Origin of the sequence: Pseudomonas sp. Root562, from assembly GCF_001427125.1 — a bacterium.
Lineage (GTDB): Bacteria > Pseudomonadota > Gammaproteobacteria > Pseudomonadales > Pseudomonadaceae > Aquipseudomonas.
In genome coordinates this window covers 81222-99982 of sequence record NZ_LMGK01000006.1, presented here as the reverse complement: position 1 = coordinate 99982, position 18761 = coordinate 81222, and the positions used below count along the sequence as shown (strand labels likewise).

Annotated in this window: 17 protein-coding genes; 14 read left to right on the top strand and 3 right to left on the bottom strand. The window is 58.3% G+C overall.

Going from position 1 to position 18761, the window contains the following annotated elements:
- Positions 1–163 precede the first annotated feature (163 nt).
- The 9 genes from ASD60_RS07435 to ASD60_RS07395 all read left to right on the top strand — a co-directional run bounded on the left by ASD60_RS07435 (position 164) and on the right by ASD60_RS07395 (position 12400).
- Entirely contained in the window at positions 164–1900 is a 1737-nt protein-coding gene (locus ASD60_RS07435; RefSeq protein WP_056853383.1) for a type I secretion system permease/ATPase, read from the top strand.
- Positions 1901–1907: 7 nt separating this feature from the next.
- The gene (locus tag ASD60_RS07430) at positions 1908–3248 is read left to right on the top strand and encodes an HlyD family type I secretion periplasmic adaptor subunit (protein ID WP_056853382.1); all 1341 of its coding nucleotides are present in this window, start codon (positions 1908–1910) and stop codon (positions 3246–3248) included.
- 1 nt (position 3249) lies between these two features.
- Positions 3250–4578 (top strand): TolC family outer membrane protein, encoded by a 1329-nt coding sequence (locus ASD60_RS07425; protein WP_056853381.1) that lies wholly within the window; start codon positions 3250–3252, stop codon positions 4576–4578.
- Positions 4579–4993: 415 nt separating this feature from the next.
- Positions 4994–8083, top strand: coding sequence for an Ig-like domain-containing protein (locus ASD60_RS07420; RefSeq protein ID WP_236708418.1), 3090 nt, complete (start codon positions 4994–4996; stop codon positions 8081–8083).
- A gap of 84 nt (positions 8084–8167) precedes the next feature.
- Positions 8168–8452 (top strand): hypothetical protein, encoded by a 285-nt coding sequence (locus ASD60_RS07415; RefSeq protein ID WP_130906972.1) that lies wholly within the window; start codon positions 8168–8170, stop codon positions 8450–8452.
- A gap of 311 nt (positions 8453–8763) precedes the next feature.
- Positions 8764–10140 (top strand): pyridoxal-phosphate dependent enzyme, encoded by a 1377-nt coding sequence (locus ASD60_RS07410; protein ID WP_056853379.1) that lies wholly within the window; start codon positions 8764–8766, stop codon positions 10138–10140.
- Positions 10137–11315, top strand: a complete 1179-nt coding sequence (locus tag ASD60_RS07405) for a trans-sulfuration enzyme family protein (RefSeq protein WP_056853378.1) — start codon at positions 10137–10139, stop codon at positions 11313–11315. Before ASD60_RS07410 ends, ASD60_RS07405 begins: the two co-directional genes overlap by 4 nt.
- Before the next feature lie 66 nt (positions 11316–11381).
- Positions 11382–11876 (top strand): PaaI family thioesterase, encoded by a 495-nt coding sequence (locus tag ASD60_RS07400; RefSeq protein ID WP_056853377.1) that lies wholly within the window; start codon positions 11382–11384, stop codon positions 11874–11876.
- A gap of 71 nt (positions 11877–11947) precedes the next feature.
- Positions 11948–12400, top strand: a complete 453-nt coding sequence (locus ASD60_RS07395; protein WP_056853376.1) for a hypothetical protein — start codon at positions 11948–11950, stop codon at positions 12398–12400.
- 16 nt (positions 12401–12416) lie between these two features.
- On the opposite strand, the gene ASD60_RS07390 is transcribed toward ASD60_RS07395, so the two are convergent.
- Complete coding sequence (locus ASD60_RS07390; protein WP_236708416.1) at positions 12417–12950, bottom strand: nucleotidyltransferase family protein; 534 nt, start codon at positions 12948–12950, stop codon at positions 12417–12419.
- Between the two features lie 136 nt (positions 12951–13086).
- Here ASD60_RS07390 and ASD60_RS07385 point away from each other — a divergent pair, with 136 nt between their 5' ends.
- Positions 13087–13473 (top strand): VOC family protein, encoded by a 387-nt coding sequence (locus ASD60_RS07385; protein ID WP_056853374.1) that lies wholly within the window; start codon positions 13087–13089, stop codon positions 13471–13473.
- Positions 13474–13481: 8 nt separating this feature from the next.
- Here the strand turns inward: ASD60_RS07385 and ASD60_RS29345 are convergent, their stop codons facing one another.
- The gene (locus ASD60_RS29345) at positions 13482–13646 is read right to left on the bottom strand and encodes a hypothetical protein (protein ID WP_177434384.1); all 165 of its coding nucleotides are present in this window, start codon (positions 13644–13646) and stop codon (positions 13482–13484) included.
- Positions 13647–13881: 235 nt separating this feature from the next.
- Here ASD60_RS29345 and ASD60_RS07380 point away from each other — a divergent pair, with 235 nt between their 5' ends.
- The 4 genes from ASD60_RS07380 to ASD60_RS07365 all read left to right on the top strand — a co-directional run bounded on the left by ASD60_RS07380 (position 13882) and on the right by ASD60_RS07365 (position 16394).
- Positions 13882–14370, top strand: a complete 489-nt coding sequence (locus ASD60_RS07380; RefSeq protein ID WP_056853373.1) for an Hcp family type VI secretion system effector — start codon at positions 13882–13884, stop codon at positions 14368–14370.
- 7 nt (positions 14371–14377) lie between these two features.
- Entirely contained in the window at positions 14378–15355 is a 978-nt protein-coding gene (locus ASD60_RS07375; protein WP_056853372.1) for a hypothetical protein, read from the top strand.
- Entirely contained in the window at positions 15352–15741 is a 390-nt protein-coding gene (locus ASD60_RS07370; RefSeq protein WP_131107523.1) for a hypothetical protein, read from the top strand. Before ASD60_RS07375 ends, ASD60_RS07370 begins: the two co-directional genes overlap by 4 nt.
- Before the next feature lie 365 nt (positions 15742–16106).
- Complete coding sequence (locus ASD60_RS07365; protein WP_156386256.1) at positions 16107–16394, top strand: hypothetical protein; 288 nt, start codon at positions 16107–16109, stop codon at positions 16392–16394.
- 379 nt (positions 16395–16773) lie between these two features.
- Here ASD60_RS07365 and mqo read toward each other — a convergent pair whose 3' ends face one another.
- Positions 16774–18417, bottom strand: coding sequence for a malate dehydrogenase (quinone) (gene mqo / locus ASD60_RS07360; RefSeq protein ID WP_056853369.1), 1644 nt, complete (start codon positions 18415–18417; stop codon positions 16774–16776).
- Between the last annotated feature and the right edge of the window lie 344 nt (positions 18418–18761).

Below are 18761 nucleotides of genomic sequence, written 5' to 3'. Positions count from 1 at the left end.
ACCTACGCTCCAAGGCAGAAGGAAAATATTTTTTGAACTTTTTCGAGAGCGCTACAACTTGCGTCGATGAGCCGACCATGCCCCTACATCTAGGGGCCGGCACAACACTTGCACAAGCTGCCTTGCCTCATCGCAAACCGGATTTCGGAGAGGGATTATCAACATGCAGAAGCAGTCGAACGTCCGCTCCGAACTTGCCGCCGCGATTTTTCGCCTGCGCCGCAGTTTTTATTCGCTGGCCGCGTTCAGCGGCGTGATAAACGTCATGATGTTGACGCCAGCCGTGTACATGCTCCAGGTCTATGATCGGGCACTGGTCAGTCGAAACGTCACCACTTTGACGATGTTGACGTTACTGGTGATCGGGCTGTTCCTGCTGATGTCCACGCTGGAACTGGTCCGCACCCGAGTGCTGATCCGGGTCGGCAATTGCCTGGACATGGACCTCAACCGACGCGTTTTCACCGCCGCATTCGAGCGTAATCTGAATCGCGCCGGAGGCAATCCAGCCCAGGCCCTGCAAGATCTCTCACAGGTTCGACAGTTCATCACCGGCAATGCCCTGTTCGCTTTCTTCGATGCACCGTGGACGCCGATCTATTTGCTGGTTGCCTACCTGATCCACCCACTGCTTGGACTGGTCACCCTGATCGGATCACTGATTCTGGTGGGCCTGGCCTATCTCACCGAAAAGGCCACGCAGAAACCCCTGGCCGAAGCCAATCATGCCGCCCTCTCTTCCGCCTGCTACGCCAACAACAACCTGCGTAACGCTGAAGTCATCGAGGCCATGGGCATGCTGCCGTCGATTGGCAAACGCTGGTACCAAAGCCATTTGCGCATCCTGGAAATGCAGACCCTGGCCTCCGATCGCGCCGCGCTGATCAGCAGCATCGGGCGTTTCGTGCGCATCACCTTGCAGTCACTGATCCTCGGCGCAGGTGCGTTGCTGGCCATCGAAGGCAAGATTACCCCCGGGATGATGATTGCGTGCTCGATCCTCACCGGCCGCGCACTGGCCCCGGTGGAACAAGTCATCGCGTCATGGAAACAACTGCTCGGTTGCCGCTCGGCCTGGAGCCGGCTCAACGAGATGCTGGAAGACTTTCCGCGCCGACCACCCAGCATGCCGCTGCAGCGTCCGCTGGGCATGCTCGGGGTGGAGAATGTGTATGCAGGCTCACCCGGCACCAGCAACACGATTTTGCGCGGGGTAAGTTTTAACCTTTCGCCGGGCGAAAGCCTCGGGGTTATCGGCCCATCCGCCTCGGGAAAATCCACCCTCGCCCGCTTGCTGGTCGGCGTCTGGCCGACACAGGCCGGCAAAGTGCGCCTTGACGGCGCGGACATATTCACCTGGAACAAAGGCGAACTCGGACCCTGGCTCGGCTACCTGCCACAGGACGTGGAACTGTTCGAAGGCACCATCGCCGAAAACATTGCGCGCTTTGGTGAAGTGGACAGCGACGCGGTCATCCAGGCCGCGAGGACGACAGGGGTGCACGAGATGATCCTGCGTTTTGCGCAGGGTTATGAGACCCGCCTGGGTACCGATGGCAGCCCCCTTTCCGGCGGCCAGAAACAGCGCATCGCCCTGGCCCGCGCGCTGTACGGAGAGCCCAATCTGATTGTGCTGGACGAGCCGAACGCCAACCTCGACGACGTCGGTGAAAAGGCTCTGGTTGATGCTTTGGGCCAGCTGAAGAAGCGTGGCGCCACCGTCATTCTGATTTCCCACCGCCCGAACGTACTCTGCGCCGTCGATAAGGTGCTGATGCTGCGCGATGGCGGCGTGCAGATGCTGGGCACACGGGACGAAGTATTCGCAGCGCTGCGCAAGGCCAGTGTGATGCCTGCAGGCGCATCGACTCCGCTGGCCTCCGTTAAAGCACGGGAGTGACCCGATCATGCAGATGAGCCCACACACGGACCTGATTCACGCCGACCCCAGAAACGAGGTCGATCTGGACGTCGGCAAACCCCTGCGCCGGGGCATGTGGCTGGTGCTGGCCGGCTTCGGCGGTTTCCTCCTGTGGTCCTGGCTGGCGCCGTTGGATGCCGGCGTGGTTGCGACAGGCACGGTAAAAGTCACCAGCAACCGTAAAGCCGTACAACATCTGAGCGGCGGCACGGTGGAAGCCATTTTTGTCCGCGAAGGCGATGCCGTGAAACAAGGCCAGGAAGTCGTCCGCCTCGACTCACTGCGCGCCGTTGCCGAACAGGGTGCCGTAAGCGCCCAGTACATCGTCAGCAAGACCGTCGAAAACCGCCTGGAAGCGGAACGGGACGGGCGCGACGTGGTGACCTTCGATCCCGAATTGCTCAAGCGATTCGGCAATGACCCCCGTCTGGTCGCCGCCATGAATTTGCAACAGCGCTTGCTGGATACACGGCGCGCCGGCCTCGCTGGCGAAATCAGCATCCTCCAGGAAAACCTCGCGGCATCGGCAGTCCAGCTCAAGGGTCTGCAGCAGGTCTATGGCGCCCGCGCCTCGCAGATCAACTTCCTCAACCAGGAACTGCAAGGCACCCGCGTGCTGGCGGCCGAAGGCTATGTGCCGCGCAACCGCCTGCTCGAACTGGAACGCAGCAACGCCGACCTCTCCGCAGGCCAGGCGGAAAACCTGAACAACATCGCTCGCATACGCAGCCAGACCACCGAAATCAAACTGCGCATCTTGCAGCGCCAGCATGATTACCAGAAGGAAGTCGAATCGCAGCTCACCGACACCGCCAAGGAAAACACCACCCTGGCCGACCGCTTGCGTGCGCTGGACTACGAAGTGACCCACACGGTCATTCGCTCGCCCATCGATGGCATGGTGCAGTCCCTGAGCATCGCCACCATCGGCGGGATCATTCAGCCGGGCTTCAAGATCATGGAAATCGTTCCGGGCAACGAACCCCTGCAAGTCGACGCGATGATTCCCGTCCAGGCCATCGACAAAATGGTTCCCGGCCTGGACGTGGACATCGCGTTTCCGGCTTTCAACCATGCCCAGACGCCCAATATTCCTGGCCGAGTAAAGACCGTTTCCGCCGACCGCCTGCTCGACGAGGAAAGCAAGCAACCGTTCTATCTGGCTCAGGTAGAAGTCACACCCGATGGCATGAGTCTGCTGGGCAGCAATCACATTCGCCCGGGCATGCCCGCCAGCGTCACGATCAAGACTGGCGAGCGCAACTTGATGAGCTATCTTCTCAAACCGATGCTCGAACGTGTCGACAGCGCCTTCAAGGAACAATGAAATGGACCGTCATTGCCTGATTTTCTGCCTGCTGGGATTGTCACTCCCGGCCAGCGCCATGGACCTCAAACAAGCCTGGGATCTGCTGCAATACCAAGGCCCCGTCTACCGCGCCGCGGTGCATGAAAAAGAGGCCGGCCTGGAAAACCGCGCCATCGGCCAGGCCGGCCTGCTACCGCAGATCAGTGCCTCGGCCTACGACAACAAGGTCAACGGCACCCAGCGCCAGAGCGGTGTCGAACGGGATCTGGACTACGACTCCAAGGGCGCCAACGTGCGGTTGCGCCAACCGCTGTTCAACAAACAGAAAATGGCCGAGTACCGCCAGGGTCAGCAACGCGCCGACTACAGCGTCGCGGTGTTCGATGCCAAGAGCCAGGACGCGGCAGTACGCCTGGCCGAAAGCTACTTCGACGTGCTCCTGGCCAGCGAAACCATCGTGCTCGCCAAGTCCAAATTGAACGCCTTCGATGAGCAACTCGCCTCTGCGAAACGGCGTATGGAGCTGGGGGCCGGCACCATCACTGACATCGACGAGTCGATCGCTCGCCGCGACCTGGCCGAAGCCGAGCTGATCGAAGCGCAGGACAAGCTGATCAATGCGCGTCGCAAGCTTGAGGAGTTCATCGGAGAAACCCCTGAATCGCTGACCACGTTGCGTCCCGGCTTCGAAACGCCACCGCTGCTGCCGAGCAACCTTCAAGACTGGTTGATCAAGGCCCAGACCGATAGCCCGCTGATCCATGCGCGCAGGCACAGCAGCAACCTCGCCGAAGAAGAAGTGAAGCGTGCCCGGGCTGGTCACTGGCCGACACTGGATTTTGTGGCCGGCTACACCGCAGGCGACAGCCAATCAATCTCCGAGCTCAATCAACGCAACCGCTACGGCTCCATCGGGCTGGAAGTCAATTTCCCGCTGTACAACGGCGGCGGCACCAGCGCCCTGACACGCCAGGCCAGCGCAAACAGTTTCAAGGCCCTGGATGAACTCGACGCCACGCGACAGGAAGTGATCTCCGGAACCACCCGCGAGTTTGCCGGCATACACAGCGGTGCCAAGCGCATTCAAGCGCTGGAGCGGGCCGTGGAGTCCAACGAACGCTCACTGATGTCGACACGCAAAGGCTTCAAGGAAGGCGGTACCAACACCAACTCGGACGTCCTCAACGCCGAAGAGTTGCTGTACGTTGCACGCCACGATCTGTTCGAAGCGAAGTTGCGCTACCTGATGTCGCGTCTGCGCCTGGCTTCTTCGGTAGGCAGTCTGGGTGACGACGACATCAATCAAATCAACGACTACCTTGGTCCGGAACTGCTGGTCACCAACTAACGTTCAGCTGAGAGCCGGTCGAGGCAATTGAAAACCGACCGGCTTTGCTGACCAGTCATTTTTGACATTCCCTTCTGTTGAAAAACTTTCCCTTAACCGCATATAACCCCCTGCAAATAGGTATTATTCTCTCGCAACCGCTGACTTTCTTGGATCCAAATACTGTCCGAAACAAGACAATTACCATTCGCACAAGTGGGGATCTACACCCAATAAGTTGGGGAATCACCACCAAACTTGAGGAATATCACCCACCCTCTGACCCTGTCACTTACATCACTCATCACAACAGTCAACAAAATTGAACTTTCTTTTCGCCCTGCGGTAATGGCTCATTTGTTGCTCCACCCTGTGTACCCGCATCAGCTGTCGTCCCGAACGTGGAGACGGCGGGGCATTACGCGAGGGGTGAACAATGAAAAGCCTGACACCACCATTCAATTCCATCCACTTGCTGCGCAGGTCAAGCCTGTCCTGTGCGGTGCTTCTGACCCTCAACACTGCCCATGCCGTGCCGCTCGACGACTTCAGTCAGCCGCCACCGACGGACCCCTCGGCGTATTCCAATCCGCCTGCCGACCCTGCGGCAGCGCTGGAAGCCTTGAAAACCATGCCCGAGACCAACCAGGGCGCGCTGGCCCTGCCGAACGGCGCGTACGGGGACCGCAACACCCCGCGCACTGAAAACGTGCTGCCGCCGAGCCTGCAAACCTCGTTCAAAATCCCCACCAACGGCAAACCCAGCCCATTGTTCGGGGCGCAACCCTTCACCCAGCAATTGCTGCTGTTGGAGGAGTTCGGCACGGAAAAACTCGACCCGACCCTGCCCGCGCCACCGCTGACCTTCCCCGTGCCTCTCGCTGGTCCAGCGCCACAACAGGACCCGAACAGCATCGCTCGCAGCGGCCCGTCGACGTCAGCACTGGAAGCGTTCATGCGCCAGCCCGGGCTCTATCCGTTTCCGTCGCAATACTCCAACGTGCTGGATCGCAATCCGTGGAAGTCGCAGGTTGAAGCTTTCCTCAACCGCCATCCGGTCGGTTCGCCGGCTGAAGGTCGTCCGCCGGGAAAAGGCTGGTCCCATCAGCGTTGGAACGAGTTCTACCCGCAGGTCGCTTTCAAAACCGTGCAAGCGGGCGCCAGAATCAACGGCGGCATGCGCGACCGCAGGCAGATGCACAACTATGCCGTCGGTGAGTTCGGACCTGGCGGGCTCTATTACCAGACCTCGGACAACCCCAACATTGTCGGCACCACCAAAGGCATCGACACCCGCTTTCACCCCAATATGCCGATCCAGAACCACAAAGCGCTGTGGACCTTCGACGGCACCTTCCCGGTAAAACTGCTGATGGCGCGGCATGGCCAACCGGTGCTGATGCGTCACTACAACGCCCTGCCCATTGATCCGGCGGCCAACATGGGTTTTGGTCTGCACACCCTCAGCACCCACGAACACAACGGCCACTCCCCGGCCGAAAGCGACGGCTATACCAACGCGTTTTTCTTTCCGGGGCAGTACTACGACTATCGCTGGCCACTGCAACTGGCCGGCTACGACACCATCAACACCAAGGCCGAAGACCCACGCGCGGCGTTCCCCTGCGCACCGGGCGAAACCCTGTTCGTCAACGATGCCAGCCCGGGTCTGAAGACCTGCAACAACGGCACCATCAAGATCCGTGGCGACTGGCGCGAAACCATGAGCACCCACTGGTTCCACGACCACATGCTCGATTTCACCGCGCAGAACGTCTACAAGGGCAACGCGGTAATGATGAATTATTACAGCGCCCTGGATCGTGGCAATGAGGCGATCGTAGACGGCGTCAACCTGCGCCTGCCCAGCGGTTCGGCACTGCCCTGGGGCAACCGCGACTATGACGTCAACCTGATGGTGGCCGACAAGGCCTGGGATAAGAACGGTCAGCTGTGGTTCAACCCGTTCAACACCGACGGCTTTCTTGGCGATCAGATCCTGGTCAACTGGCAGTATCAGCCGCGCCTGAAAGTCCGCGCGCGCAGCTACCGCTTCCGCATTCTCAACGGCTCGGTATCGCGCTATTTCCGGATCGCGCTGGTCCGCGAAATCGCCGGCACCGGCGGTGAGTTCCCGGGGCCGGCAGGTTCCGGCGTGTCCTTCGCCCGAGTGCCGTTCCACCTGATCGGCAACGACGGCAACATCATGGAACACGCCGTGCCGTTCGACGGCAGCATGGACCTGGATGCCGACGGTGACCTGCAGGACCACAACGCCATCCTCCCCGCCCAAGGCATTGCTGAGCGTTACGACATCATCGTCAACTTCGCGAAAAACGGGATCAAGACCGGCGACAAACTGTACTTCGTCAACCTGATGGCGCATCAGACCGGCAAAGGTCCGGAGATGGATCCGCTCAGCCTGGCCGACGTGCTGTCCGGCAAGTACAAGGCGGTGCTGAAGCTGGGCAACAAAGGGCTGGAATGGGACAACGGCGATCCGGTGGTGGGCAAGTTTCTGCAACTGGTGGTCCAGCCTTACAGCGGCACGGACGTGAGTATGAACCCGGCTGATTATGAACCGGCCAAACCCGGCAAAGCCGCTGGCAAGGTCATGATCCCACTGACTCTTAACCGCGACGACCCGACCGTCCAAACCAAACTCAAGGCGGCCCGGCATCGCGAGTTCATCTTCGGCCGCTCCGACGGCACCGACCAGGAACCCTGGACGATCAAGACCGACGGTAGTTTTGGCTACCAGCATGACTCACGGCGCATCAACGCCGCCCCGCAACTGGCCAACGGCCCAACCGACGCTGGCTACAGCGGCGACGGCACGCTGGAAGTGTGGAAAATCAAGAACGGCGGCAACGGCTGGACCCACCCGGTGCACGTGCACTTCGAAGAAGGCATCGTTCTCAACCGCGACGGCAAGGCCCCGCCTGAATGGGAAAAAGGCGCGCGCAAAGACGTCTATCGCATCGGCGAAGGCATCGACAGTTCAGTGGACGTGGAAATAGCTGTCCGCTTCCGCGAGTTCGCCGGAACCTACATGGAGCACTGCCACAACACCCAGCACGAGGACACTTCGATGCTGCTGCGCTGGGACGTCGAGAAGCCTGGCCAATTCCAGTTGATGCCAACGCCCCTGCCTGGCTGGGACGGCGTTACCTACGTGAACTCGGCTGCGCTGCCGACCTTTCGCACAGGCGAAGTCGAAAACAAAAAACCGCTCGCCTATCCCGACAGCGCTGTCAGCAGCGACGGCAGACCGCTGACGATAAATGTCCTGGCCAACGACAACGACCCTGACGGTAACGTACCGCTCAAAGTGACAGGCCTGACGCAACCAGGTGTCGGCAAGGGCACGGTCAGCACTGATGGCGCACGTGTGGTCTACACGCCACCGGCCACAATCGCCGCGCCGTTCACGGCAAGCTTTACTTATCAGGCCAGCGATACCAGGAACGCCCTGTCGGCACCGGCGACGGTGACTGTGACTGTCTCGGCACCGATAACCCAGTGACAGTTAGCGCAGCAACCAGGGCGGGGATTTGGCCCGCCCCTTGCTGTGGCAGATTCAGGCACTCATCAATCGGCGGAGGTGGTCATGGCAGGACAAGCAATGATGGCAGTGCTCATCACTGCCTTGGTCGCTGCCGTGATCATCATCGCCACCGTAGCCGCAGCCGCGGTGGCCGTCTGGGTGACCGGCGCAACGTTCGCGGCCATTGGCCTTATCGAGAAAGTTGCGCCGGATATTCAACTGCTGGCCACACTCTCACTGACACCACAACCGGCAATGCTCATGGCGGCGATGCAAGCCACGGGGCTTGTGAGCATTACGCAACTGATGCAGGAAGTTAATCTGGTGATGATTATTGTCACGCTCTGAATCTTTGTTTTTCCACTTTCTCCTGCATCTATCTCCCTCGTACAGCCAGTCAAATGCAGCCCCCCAAACAGGTCACCGGATTCAGGGTATTTCCCCAACGTCGGGGTCACTGGCAGCCTTGGCAGGCTCTGCCAAATCCGCTCTGAAATCATCGCCATTGTATCGCCCGGCAACGCGACCGACTGACCGGGAGCGGTTGCGAATGAGCCGATCCCGGCCTATGGTCCAGACACAACAATATCGACAACCGGCGCCATGACCGGCCGCCCCTTTTGTTCATCCTGTGCGCATTTGCGCAGTGAGGTGACCACATGCCTGATAACTCCCGCCCCGCGGTACTTGAACTGATCGGCAACACGCCACTGGTGCGTGTCAGCCGTTTCGATACCGGCCCCTGCACCCTGTTTCTCAAGCTCGAATCACAAAACCCCGGCGGCTCCATCAAGGACCGCATCGGTCTGGCCATGATCGACGCCGCCGAGCGCGACGGTCGCCTGCGACCCGGTGGCACGATCGTCGAAGCCACCGCTGGCAATACCGGCCTGGGCCTGGCGCTGGTCGGTCGCGCCAAAGGTTACCGGGTGGTGCTGGTGGTGCCGGACAAGATGTCCACCGAGAAAGTGCTGCACCTCAAGGCCATGGGCGCCGAAGTTCACATCACCCGATCCGATGTCGGCAAGGGTCATCCGGAGTATTACCAGGACGTTGCCGGACGTTTGGCGAGTGAGATTCCCGATGCCTTTTTTGCTGATCAATTCAACAATCCGGCCAACCCGTTGGCCCACGAGTGCAGCACCGCGCCGGAGATCTGGGCGCAGACCCAGCACGATGTCGATGCCATTGTCGTCGGTGTCGGTTCGGCCGGCACACTGACCGGCCTGACCCGTTTCTTCAAGCGCGTACAGCCGGAGCTGGAGATGGTGCTGGCCGACCCGGTCGGCTCAGTGATGGCCGAATACAGCCGCAGCGGCGCCATCGGCACCCCGGGCTCCTGGGCAGTGGAAGGCATCGGCGAGGACTTTATCCCGTCGATTGCCGACCTCTCCAGCGTGGGCCACGCCTACTCGATCAGCGATGAAGAAAGCTTCGATCACGCTCGCCAGTTATTGCGCGCCGAAGGCATCCTCGGTGGCTCTTCGACCGGCACCCTGTTAGCAGCGGCGTTGCGCTATTGCCGCGAACAGACCGTACCGAAACGCGTGGTCAGCTTTGTCTGCGACACCGGCACTCGCTATCTGTCGAAGGTCTACAACGACCAATGGATGAGCGACCAGGGCTTGCTGCAAAGCAAACGCTACGGCGACCTGCGCGACCTGATTGCGCGACGCTTCGAGGACGGCCGGGTGATCAGCGTCGGTCCCGACGACACATTGCTCACCGCGTTCCAGCGCATGCGCCTGGCGGACGTCTCGCAACTGCCGGTGCTGATCGACGGCCAGCGCCTGGTCGGGGTGATCGATGAATCCGACATTTTGCTGCGGGTGCATCAGGACGCTTCGCACTTCCGCCTGACTGTCGCCGACGCCATGACCGACAAACTGCAAACCCTGCCACCCGCCGCCAGCCTCGCTGAACTGCAGGAAGAACTCGACCGCGGACTGGTGGCGATCATCGCCGATACCACAGGCTTCCACGGCCTGATCACCCGGGTCGACTTGCTCAATCATCTACGGAGATCCCTTGCATGAGTCAGCACGATAAAACGAGCGCCTCCCATGGTTTTGCCACCCGAGTGATTCACGCCGGGCAAGAGCCGGACCCGTCCACCGGGGCGTTGATGCCGCCAATCTATGCCAACTCCACTTACCTGCAGCAAAGTCCGGGCGTACACAAGGGCCTCGACTACGGGCGCTCGCACAACCCGACACGCTGGGCACTGGAACGCTGCGTGGCTGATCTGGAGGGCGGCTCCCGGGCGTTCGCCTTCGCTTCCGGCCTGGCGACCATTTCCACGGTGCTGGAACTGCTCGATGCGGGCTCGCACATCGTTTCTGGCAACGACTTGTACGGTGGGACTTTCCGCCTGTTCGACAAAGTGCGCCAACGCAGCGCCGGGCATCGATTCAGTTTTGTCGACCTGACCGACCTGTCGGCGTTCGAGGCGGCGTTACAGGAAGACACGCGCATGGTCATGGTCGAGACGCCGAGCAATCCGCTGCTGCGCCTCTCGGACCTGGCCGCCATCGCCCGCATCTGCCGCGCTCGCGACATCATCTGCGTGGCCGACAACACCTTTGCCAGTCCGTGGATCCAACGGCCACTGGAGCTGGGTTTCGATATCGTGCTGCACTCGACCACCAAGTATTTGAACGGTCACTCGGATGTAATCGGCGGCATCGCTGTGGTCGGCCAGAACGCCGAACTGGCGGAGCGCCTGGGTTTCCTGCAAAACGCCGTGGGCGCCATCGCCGGGCCGTTCGATGCCTTTCTCACCTTGCGCGGGGTCAAGACCCTGGCGCTGCGCATGGAGCGCCACTGCAGCAACGCGCTGGAACTGGCGCAATGGCTGGAGCAACAACCGCAAGTGGCGCGCGTGTACTACCCAGGCCTGCCCTCACACCCGCAGCACGAACTGGCGCGCCAGCAAATGCGCGGCTTCGGCGGGATGATTTCCGTCGACCTCAATACTGACCTGGCCGGCTCCAGACGCTTCCTCGAAAACGTGCAGATCTTCGCCCTCGCTGAAAGCCTGGGCGGCGTTGAAAGCCTGATCGAACACCCGGCGATCATGACCCACGCCACCATCCCCGTGGAAACCCGCGCGCAACTGGGCATCGGTGATGCGCTGGTGCGACTGTCGGTGGGAGTCGAGGACGTCGAAGACTTGCGCGCGGATCTCGCACAGGCGTTGGCACGCATTTAACGCCGCCGTAGCAGCGGGTACATTCACCCTTGAACACTGGATTCACATTTTTCGGATAATCAAGACATGTCCAACCCAGAGACTTCCCTGCAAGACACCGCTGCACCCGACGGCGTTTGTTACGGCTGCGGTGGCAGCAACCCACACGGACTGCACATCAAGAGTTACTGGCATGAGGACGGCAAACATGTCGTTGCCGAGCATGTACCCGAAACCAAATACTGCGGCTGGCCGGACCTGGTCTACGGCGGCTTGATCGCGATGCTGGTGGACTGCCACTCGAACTGGACGGCGATGGCCTTTCATTACCGTCAGGAAAACCGCGAAGTCGCGAGCCTGCCGCGGATCAATTGCGTCACCGGCAACCTGGGCATCAAATTCATCAAGCCGACACCCATGGGCGTGCCGCTGACGTTGCGGGCGACCGTTGAAGGCGAAGTCGGACGCAAAACCCGAGTCATCTGCGAGGTCTTCGCCGGGGACGTACTGACAGCGGTGGGCGACTCGGTTTTCGTCCGGGTCGACACCGGGCAACTCGCCGACGCCGCGCACGGCCGATAGCGCAGCGCCGCTGTCAGCCGCAGAGTGATCAATCAGCGACATCCGCTCATGTTCAACAAAGGAGTGCAGCAATGAAACTCAGATATTCACTGGCGGCGCTGACGATCACCCTCGGTGTCTACGGCTGCACCTCATCCTCAAACCATGGCGTCTTCGTGAACCTTGATGCGACCCGACAGAATGCCGGTCAGATCGGCAATGTCACGTTGTCCGATTGGGGCAAACAGACCGGACTGAGCTTCTTCATCAGCGGCGCTCCAATGGGATCCACCCTGCCCTTGCGCCTCTACAGTTTTATCAACAAAGGCAGCTGCCAGCAGCCCGGCCCGGTCGCCTACGCCATGAACGACCGAGTCAACACCGAGCGCCAACCCATACGCGGCTGGACCTTTTCCAGAAGCGTACCGGTGGCATTGCCTGAACTGCTGACCAGTGAGCATCACATACTCGTGCGCACGGCTGCGACCGATGGCAACGTTGATATTTTTTGTGGGGATATCAAGCAGACAGCGGTATCGAAGTAACTACCGCCACCAGCGTTCATGAAAGCTGCGGCTCGATGATCCTCAGCCAGGGCCAGCGCGCCTGGTAACTTTTGGCCTTCTGTTCGAACAGTTCGATTTTGGGATTTTTGGGATTGATACGCAGCAGTCCTGACTCGGTGTCGGCCAGCCCATTGGGCGCGTAGACTTCGCCGGTGACGACATCCAGACCAATGCAGGTACCCGCAATCAGGTAGCGATCAATCCCGTCCTTGGCTGATTCAAGCTGAGGATAGGCCCCACCAAATCGCTGGCCGTACCAGAGATGAACGCGGGCCTGATTCTTGATTTCGATGTTGGCATCAAGGTCGTGGAACAAGCGTTGGGCGGCTTGGATGACATCGTTCTCAGCCTCCCATGACAAATCATCATCGAAGTAGAAAACGTCGTAATCCTTCACCCCCCAAGCCGTCGACTGTTGCGATTGACGATTCCACACCGCCTGGAACAAACATCCGGCAGTGAGCATGCACTGGTTCAGACCCAGTGCGGGCAGGCGCCTGCTGATTTCAGCGTTCAGGGGATTGGTCATGGCGATCCTGACCAATGCTTCGTTCGTCAATGTCATGTTTTAACCTCGATCCCTGTGGTCGCCCATCGTAAACACCGGCACCGCCACCCGCTACGCTGTTTGCAGAATACTGCGCTTCATCCAGGAGGAAAAACTCATGAAAATCGTAGTCACCAGCGTGATGGTCGACGACCAGGACAAGGCACTGGCCTTCTACCGGGACGTACTCGGTTTTGAACTCAAGCATGACATCCCGATGGGCCAGTTCCGCTGGCTGACGCTCACCTCGACCGGCGATCCAGACGGCGTCGAATTGCTGTTGGAGCCCGATGCCCATCCGGCAGCGAAACCGTTCAAGTCGGCGATCAAACAGGATGGGATTCCCTACACCTCATTCGGCGTCGACGACGTTCACGCCGAGTACCAACGGCTGCTCGCTGCTGGCGTGCACTTCACTCAGCCACCAACAGCGATGGGGCCGGTGACGACCGCGGTGTTCGATGATACGTGCGGCAATCTGATCCAGATTGCGCAAAAGAACTGAACCGTCATTCACACCGGCGAAATGGTCGCGAGCACGCCAATCAGAATCGTCACAACCAAAAAACCACCGAGGAAAATCGCCATTTTGCCCATAAAGGCCTCCTGCATATTGAAGTTGCGGTGCACCGCGTCCGAGTCGCGGAACGGGTCACTATAGTGAGGCGCAAACTGCACTCATTACAGATGCAGAAAACATAAAATAATACGGATCAGATACAAATCCCTGTAGGAGCGAGCCTGCTCGCGATGGGCGTGAACGGAAACGTCTTACATCCACCAGCCAAAACATAATAGGAACCGTCCGATTCGAATGATCAGCGATCGCTGAATGCGCCCTTCTCCGTTTCGAAACCCGTACATTCCCTCCTGCGAACATGGATAAATAACCCCATTGCCAAGGAGCGGTCATATGGCATTTGACGCTTACATCAAAATCGAAGGTATCCCGGGCGAAGCCTTGGACGAGCAGCATCGGAACTGGATCGAGGTCAACAGCTACAGCTTTGGCACTCAGCAAAGTACTTCCGCCACCGCCAGTTCAGCGGGTGGCGCGACTGCCGGGCGCACGACGCTCAGCACTTTCACTTTCACCAAAGAACTCGACAAGTCCAGTTGCAAACTGATGGAAGCCAGCTGCGCCGGTGAACACCTGAAAGAGGTCACTCTGGTTCTAAGCCGTGCAGGCGGCGACAAGCTCAAGTACTTCGAGATCGTGCTCGAAGAAGTGATTATCGCCGACTACCTGCAAAATGCCGCCGCAGGGATTCCCGTTGAAATAGTGCAACTGGACTACGGCCGCATCAAAACGGTCTATACCCAGCAAAAACGCAGCGACGGCGCCGGTGGCGGCAACATCGCGGGCGGCTGGGATCGCATCAACAACAAGCGCTACTCGTGAGGCTGACATGGCACAGCCTTTGGCGTTCATCAATGCGCAATCGCAAACCTACGCGTCACTCAAGGCTCAACTGGCCCTGACCGGCATCGCCAAAAGCAAGTTTGATGCACTCAACAGCCATATCGTCAATTCCGTGGTGCTGGCTGGCGAGTTGGTGATCATCGGTGATGTGTCTACACCTATGAGCACCAGCGAAGAAGCCTACTTGATGGCCAGGGCGCGGGACATCCATATCGGCCTGTTAACCAATCAGGTCGATGCTGACGACTTCTTTCTCGATAACTACGAACTGCTGCAAGGCATGCTTGCTCAAGGCGCTATTGGTGCCGGTGTCGTCAGTGACGGCTGGAGCAAGCACATGGCCGCAATCAAGACTACGCTGGAGGAAATCGACCAAGCCCATAAAAAGTACCTGCGCAGCGGCTCAATAACAGCCCGAGACAGGTTTTACAGCGAACGCGCCCTGCTGTTCGCCAAGCTGGAAAATCAGCTTGGCAACGTAGCATCCTGGGGCTCCGGACTTCGTTATCAGGGTTCGATAAAACGGATGTTGGGGATTTCGACAAAAAGCTACATGAGTACCGGCGAAATTGCCGGTTATGCGACAAAGGTCAGTGGAGTGGCCAGGGCGGCGAAACTCATCAAGCGCGGAGTTTATATTGGCGTCGCGCTGGAGGTTGCTTCCACTGGACTGGATATCCGGCAGGCGTGTGCGTTGGGGCGGGAGGAAGCGTGTACTAAGGCGAAGTATGTTGAGGGGACTTCCCTGGTACTTAGCTTGGGTGGCGGAACCGGTGGGGGTGTTCTAGGCGGATTCGCGGCGTCGTACGGGTGTATCGCGGTGTTAGGCCTTGCTACTGGAGGTACTGGCGCCTTAGCGTGCAGCGTGATAGGAGGTGCTGTGGGAGGATGGGCTGGCGGGACGTTCGGGGAGAACGTCGGTGAAATAGTTGGCGAATATTTGTACAGCGAAATGGCGCAATGAACTCAGTACCGCTCGGTTTGATTGGACTCTTCGTAGGAGTTCCACATACATTTATCCTGATGTGGCTGATTTATATGGTTCATATTTATACTGAAAAGGCGGAAAACTTGCTGCCGAACAGTAATTTTGTCGAGCTAAATATTAAAATCTATTCACCAGCAGGTCTCATGGGAAAAGCCATGCGTAATGGCTTCCTAACTTTAGCACTACTAAATCCAAAACTATTAGCCAAAAGAGGGCTTGTTGACTTGAAGGACGTAAAAAATTTCCCACGCAAATTAAAGTGGATGTTCGTTACGTCCTGGGCATCATGTTCTCTATTTACCGTCTCCCTTGTAATATTTGGAGCTTATATTAAATATATCGATAAATCTCCTGCCATATAATCAACATCTATCGTTGAGATATCGCATAAAGGAGCCCTACAAAGCTCGAACGATTCTGGGTACCGAGTACGAACATTGCTGTTAACGCCATCGTTCACTGCAAAGAGAAATATTGTTGATGTAGCGGAAGTCGTGAAGTTCCCAAAACACCTCAAGCTAATGCTTATAGCATCATGGGGACTCGCATGGTTGTTAGCGATCACTCTTATGATCCTACAAGGATGCCTTAACTACCTCGAATCGAAATGACACCAGCATGCTATAGAACGGAGTAACAAATTATATTCTTTTGTTCCGGACTTATTTCATTAGCTCTACTTATCTCCCTTTTTGCTGTAGAGCTTTGGCTTTTTTACATGATCCACGTGTATACAGAAGAAGCGGAAGCATTGCTGCAGAAAAGTAGTTTTGTTAAATCAAACAGAGACTTGTACCAACATGCTGGTCTTATAGGAAAGGTCATGCGCAACGGTTTTCTCACCATGGTTCTCATGATGCCGGGACCTTGCGCAAAAAGAGGAATTGTAGATATCACCGAAGCCCGAAATTTCCCCACCGGTTTTAAGCGAATGCTGTTTGTGTCATGGGGAACAGGATGGATACTTTGTCTTGCCATGATGATATTTGGTACTTATCTCAAATACGCCAAGTGAAGTGAATGCTTTTTAGTGCTTTGATGAATATCTGAATGGAATTACGGGCGCAATGAATCAAGACGTTCTCAACCTGATATCAGTCATCCTTCGTGCAATTTATCCTGACAGGGTTTGAGTAACTCATCACAGAGGCAGAAAACATAAAAAATATGGATCAGGTGCGCATTCCTTGTAGGAGCGAGCCTGCTCGCGACGGGCGTCAACGATAACGCGTGCTTCCTGAAGAAACACGGGCGCTCTCAGGTGCATTGCGAGCAGGCTCGCTCCTACAACCGACAGCTCACAAAAAACCCGCTGACCGTTACCGGTTCAGCGGGTTTTCTTTACTGCGGATCAGCTAAATCAGGCATCCCACCTCAACGGCAGAACAACTGGATCACAAAGCCATATCAGCCGCAGCATTTTCCTTCGGTGCTTTCGGTGCTTCTGCCGGAACAGTAACCGGAGCAGCCTGGCCAATCGCCGGCGGCGGGGTCAGTTCCAGCACCTTGGCGGTGTAGGCCCATTCCTGCGCAACCTTTTCAGGGCTGGCGTTCAACTGAGTGCCGTAGCTCGGCACGATCTGGTGCAGTTTTTCCTGCCAGGCCGGGGTGGCGACCTTGTCCTTGAAGACCTTCTGCAGCACGCTCAGCATGATCGGTGCGGCGGTCGAAGCACCTGGGGAAGCGCCCAGCAGGCCGGCGATGGTGCCGTCTTGCGAAGCGACGATTTCGGTGCCCAGTTTCAGCACACCACCGGCGGCTTCGTCACGCTTGATGATCTGCACGCGCTGGCCCGCTTGCCACAGGCGCCAATCTTCGGCCTTGGCATTCGGGAAGTATTCTTTCAGGGCGTTGAGGCGGTCTTCGTCCGACAGCATCAGTTGACCTGCAAGGTACTCGACCAGCGGGTATTCCTTGATGCCGACCTTGGTCATCGGCCACACGTTGTGCGTGGTGGTGGTGGTCAGCAGGTCCAGGTAGGAACCTTCTTTGAGGAACTTGGTGCTGAAGGTCGCGAATGGGCCAAACAGGATCACGCGCTTGCCGTCCAGCACACGGGTGTCCAGGTGCGGAACCGACATCGGCGGTGCGCCAACGGAAGCTTTACCGTAGGCCTTGGCCAGGTGTTGCTCGGCGAGGGTCGGGTTTTCGGTCACGAGGAACGAGCCGCCCACCGGGAAACCTGCGTATTCCTTGGCTTCAGGAATGCCGGACTTTTGCAGCAGATGCAGGGCACCGCCGCCGGCACCGATGAACACGAACTTGGCGTCGGTTTCGGTTTTAGTGCCGTCTTTCAGGTTTTTGTAGCTGACACGCCACGTGCCGTCGTCGTTCTTGGTGATGTCCTGCACTTCGCTGGACAGCTTCAAGTCGAATTTCGGCGTGGTTTGCAGGTGCGCAACGAACTGACGGGTGATTTCGCCGAAGTTCACGTCGGTGCCGATCGGGCTCCAGGTGGCCGCGACTTTCTGGTTCGGGTCACGCCCTTCCATCATCAGCGGGACCCACTTCTTGATCACAGCCGGGTCTTCGGAGTACTGCATGCCGGCGAACAGCGGGCTCGCTTGCAGGGCTTCGTAGCGCTTTTTCAGGAACTTGATGTTGTCATCGCCCCACACGAAACTCATGTGCGGCGTGGAGTTGATGAACGAACGCGGATTCTTCAACACGCCTTGCTGAACCTGCCAGGCCCAGAACTGACGGGAGATCTGGAAGGCTTCGTTGATTTCAACGGCCTTGGGAATCGACACGTTGCCCTTGTCGTCTTCCGGGGTGTAGTTCAGCTCAGCCAGGGCGGAGTGGCCGGTACCGGCGTTGTTCCAGCCGTTGGAGCTTTCCTGGGCGACACCGTCGAGGCGCTCGATCATTTCCATCGATGTGCCAGGTTCCAGCTCATTGAGCCACACACCCAGGGTCGCGCTCATGATGCCGCCGCCAATCAGCAGCACATCGACTTTCTTGGCTTCTTCGGCCTGAGCCGTCGTCATCCCCAACGACAGAGCCAACCCCAGCAGGGCTGTGTTCACTTTTTTAAACATCTGTAGCACCTATGATAAAACGCCATCCGCCCTTCCATCCTCGCGCTCACAGCCCATGTTTCACGGCAGATCATGGGTGCGGCACAGCAGGACTACCGGGTGGGCACACAAGGCCGATGTCTGTGCATCGACCCCCGTTATATGTCCCTACTGAACTGACTTCTTATCTTTTTTGGCTTCAGCTACTTGAGCGACAGTGATTCTGTTCGCCCGTCTCATGGACAGGAAAACTGAATAGGTCAAACCAAGTTGCGCCAAGAATATCACGACAAGGCTCACCCGCGCGTCTGTTCCCGACTCGTGAGTCCGGCTCGACGCGGCGGGACCTCTATACTGATGCTGTT

Coding starts and splice junctions, on each gene's coding strand:
- ASD60_RS07415 (WP_130906972.1), top strand. CDS start 8,168: ATGGCAGGACAAGCAATGATGGCAGTGCTCATCACTGCCTTGGTCGCT.
- ASD60_RS07385 (WP_056853374.1), top strand. CDS start 13,087: ATGAAAATCGTAGTCACCAGCGTGATGGTCGACGACCAGGACAAGGCA.
- ASD60_RS07380 (WP_056853373.1), top strand. CDS start 13,882: ATGGCATTTGACGCTTACATCAAAATCGAAGGTATCCCGGGCGAAGCC.
- ASD60_RS07425 (WP_056853381.1), top strand. CDS start 3,250: ATGGACCGTCATTGCCTGATTTTCTGCCTGCTGGGATTGTCACTCCCG.
- ASD60_RS07400 (WP_056853377.1), top strand. CDS start 11,382: ATGTCCAACCCAGAGACTTCCCTGCAAGACACCGCTGCACCCGACGGC.
- ASD60_RS07375 (WP_056853372.1), top strand. CDS start 14,378: ATGGCACAGCCTTTGGCGTTCATCAATGCGCAATCGCAAACCTACGCG.
- ASD60_RS07395 (WP_056853376.1), top strand. CDS start 11,948: ATGAAACTCAGATATTCACTGGCGGCGCTGACGATCACCCTCGGTGTC.
- ASD60_RS07410 (WP_056853379.1), top strand. CDS start 8,764: ATGCCTGATAACTCCCGCCCCGCGGTACTTGAACTGATCGGCAACACG.
- ASD60_RS07370 (WP_131107523.1), top strand. CDS start 15,352: ATGAACTCAGTACCGCTCGGTTTGATTGGACTCTTCGTAGGAGTTCCA.
- ASD60_RS07435 (WP_056853383.1), top strand. CDS start 164: ATGCAGAAGCAGTCGAACGTCCGCTCCGAACTTGCCGCCGCGATTTTT.
- ASD60_RS07405 (WP_056853378.1), top strand. CDS start 10,137: ATGAGTCAGCACGATAAAACGAGCGCCTCCCATGGTTTTGCCACCCGA.
- ASD60_RS07430 (WP_056853382.1), top strand. CDS start 1,908: ATGCAGATGAGCCCACACACGGACCTGATTCACGCCGACCCCAGAAAC.
- ASD60_RS07390 (WP_236708416.1), bottom strand. CDS start 12,950: ATGACCAATCCCCTGAACGCTGAAATCAGCAGGCGCCTGCCCGCACTG.
- ASD60_RS07420 (WP_236708418.1), top strand. CDS start 4,994: ATGAAAAGCCTGACACCACCATTCAATTCCATCCACTTGCTGCGCAGG.
- mqo (WP_056853369.1), bottom strand. CDS start 18,417: ATGTTTAAAAAAGTGAACACAGCCCTGCTGGGGTTGGCTCTGTCGTTG.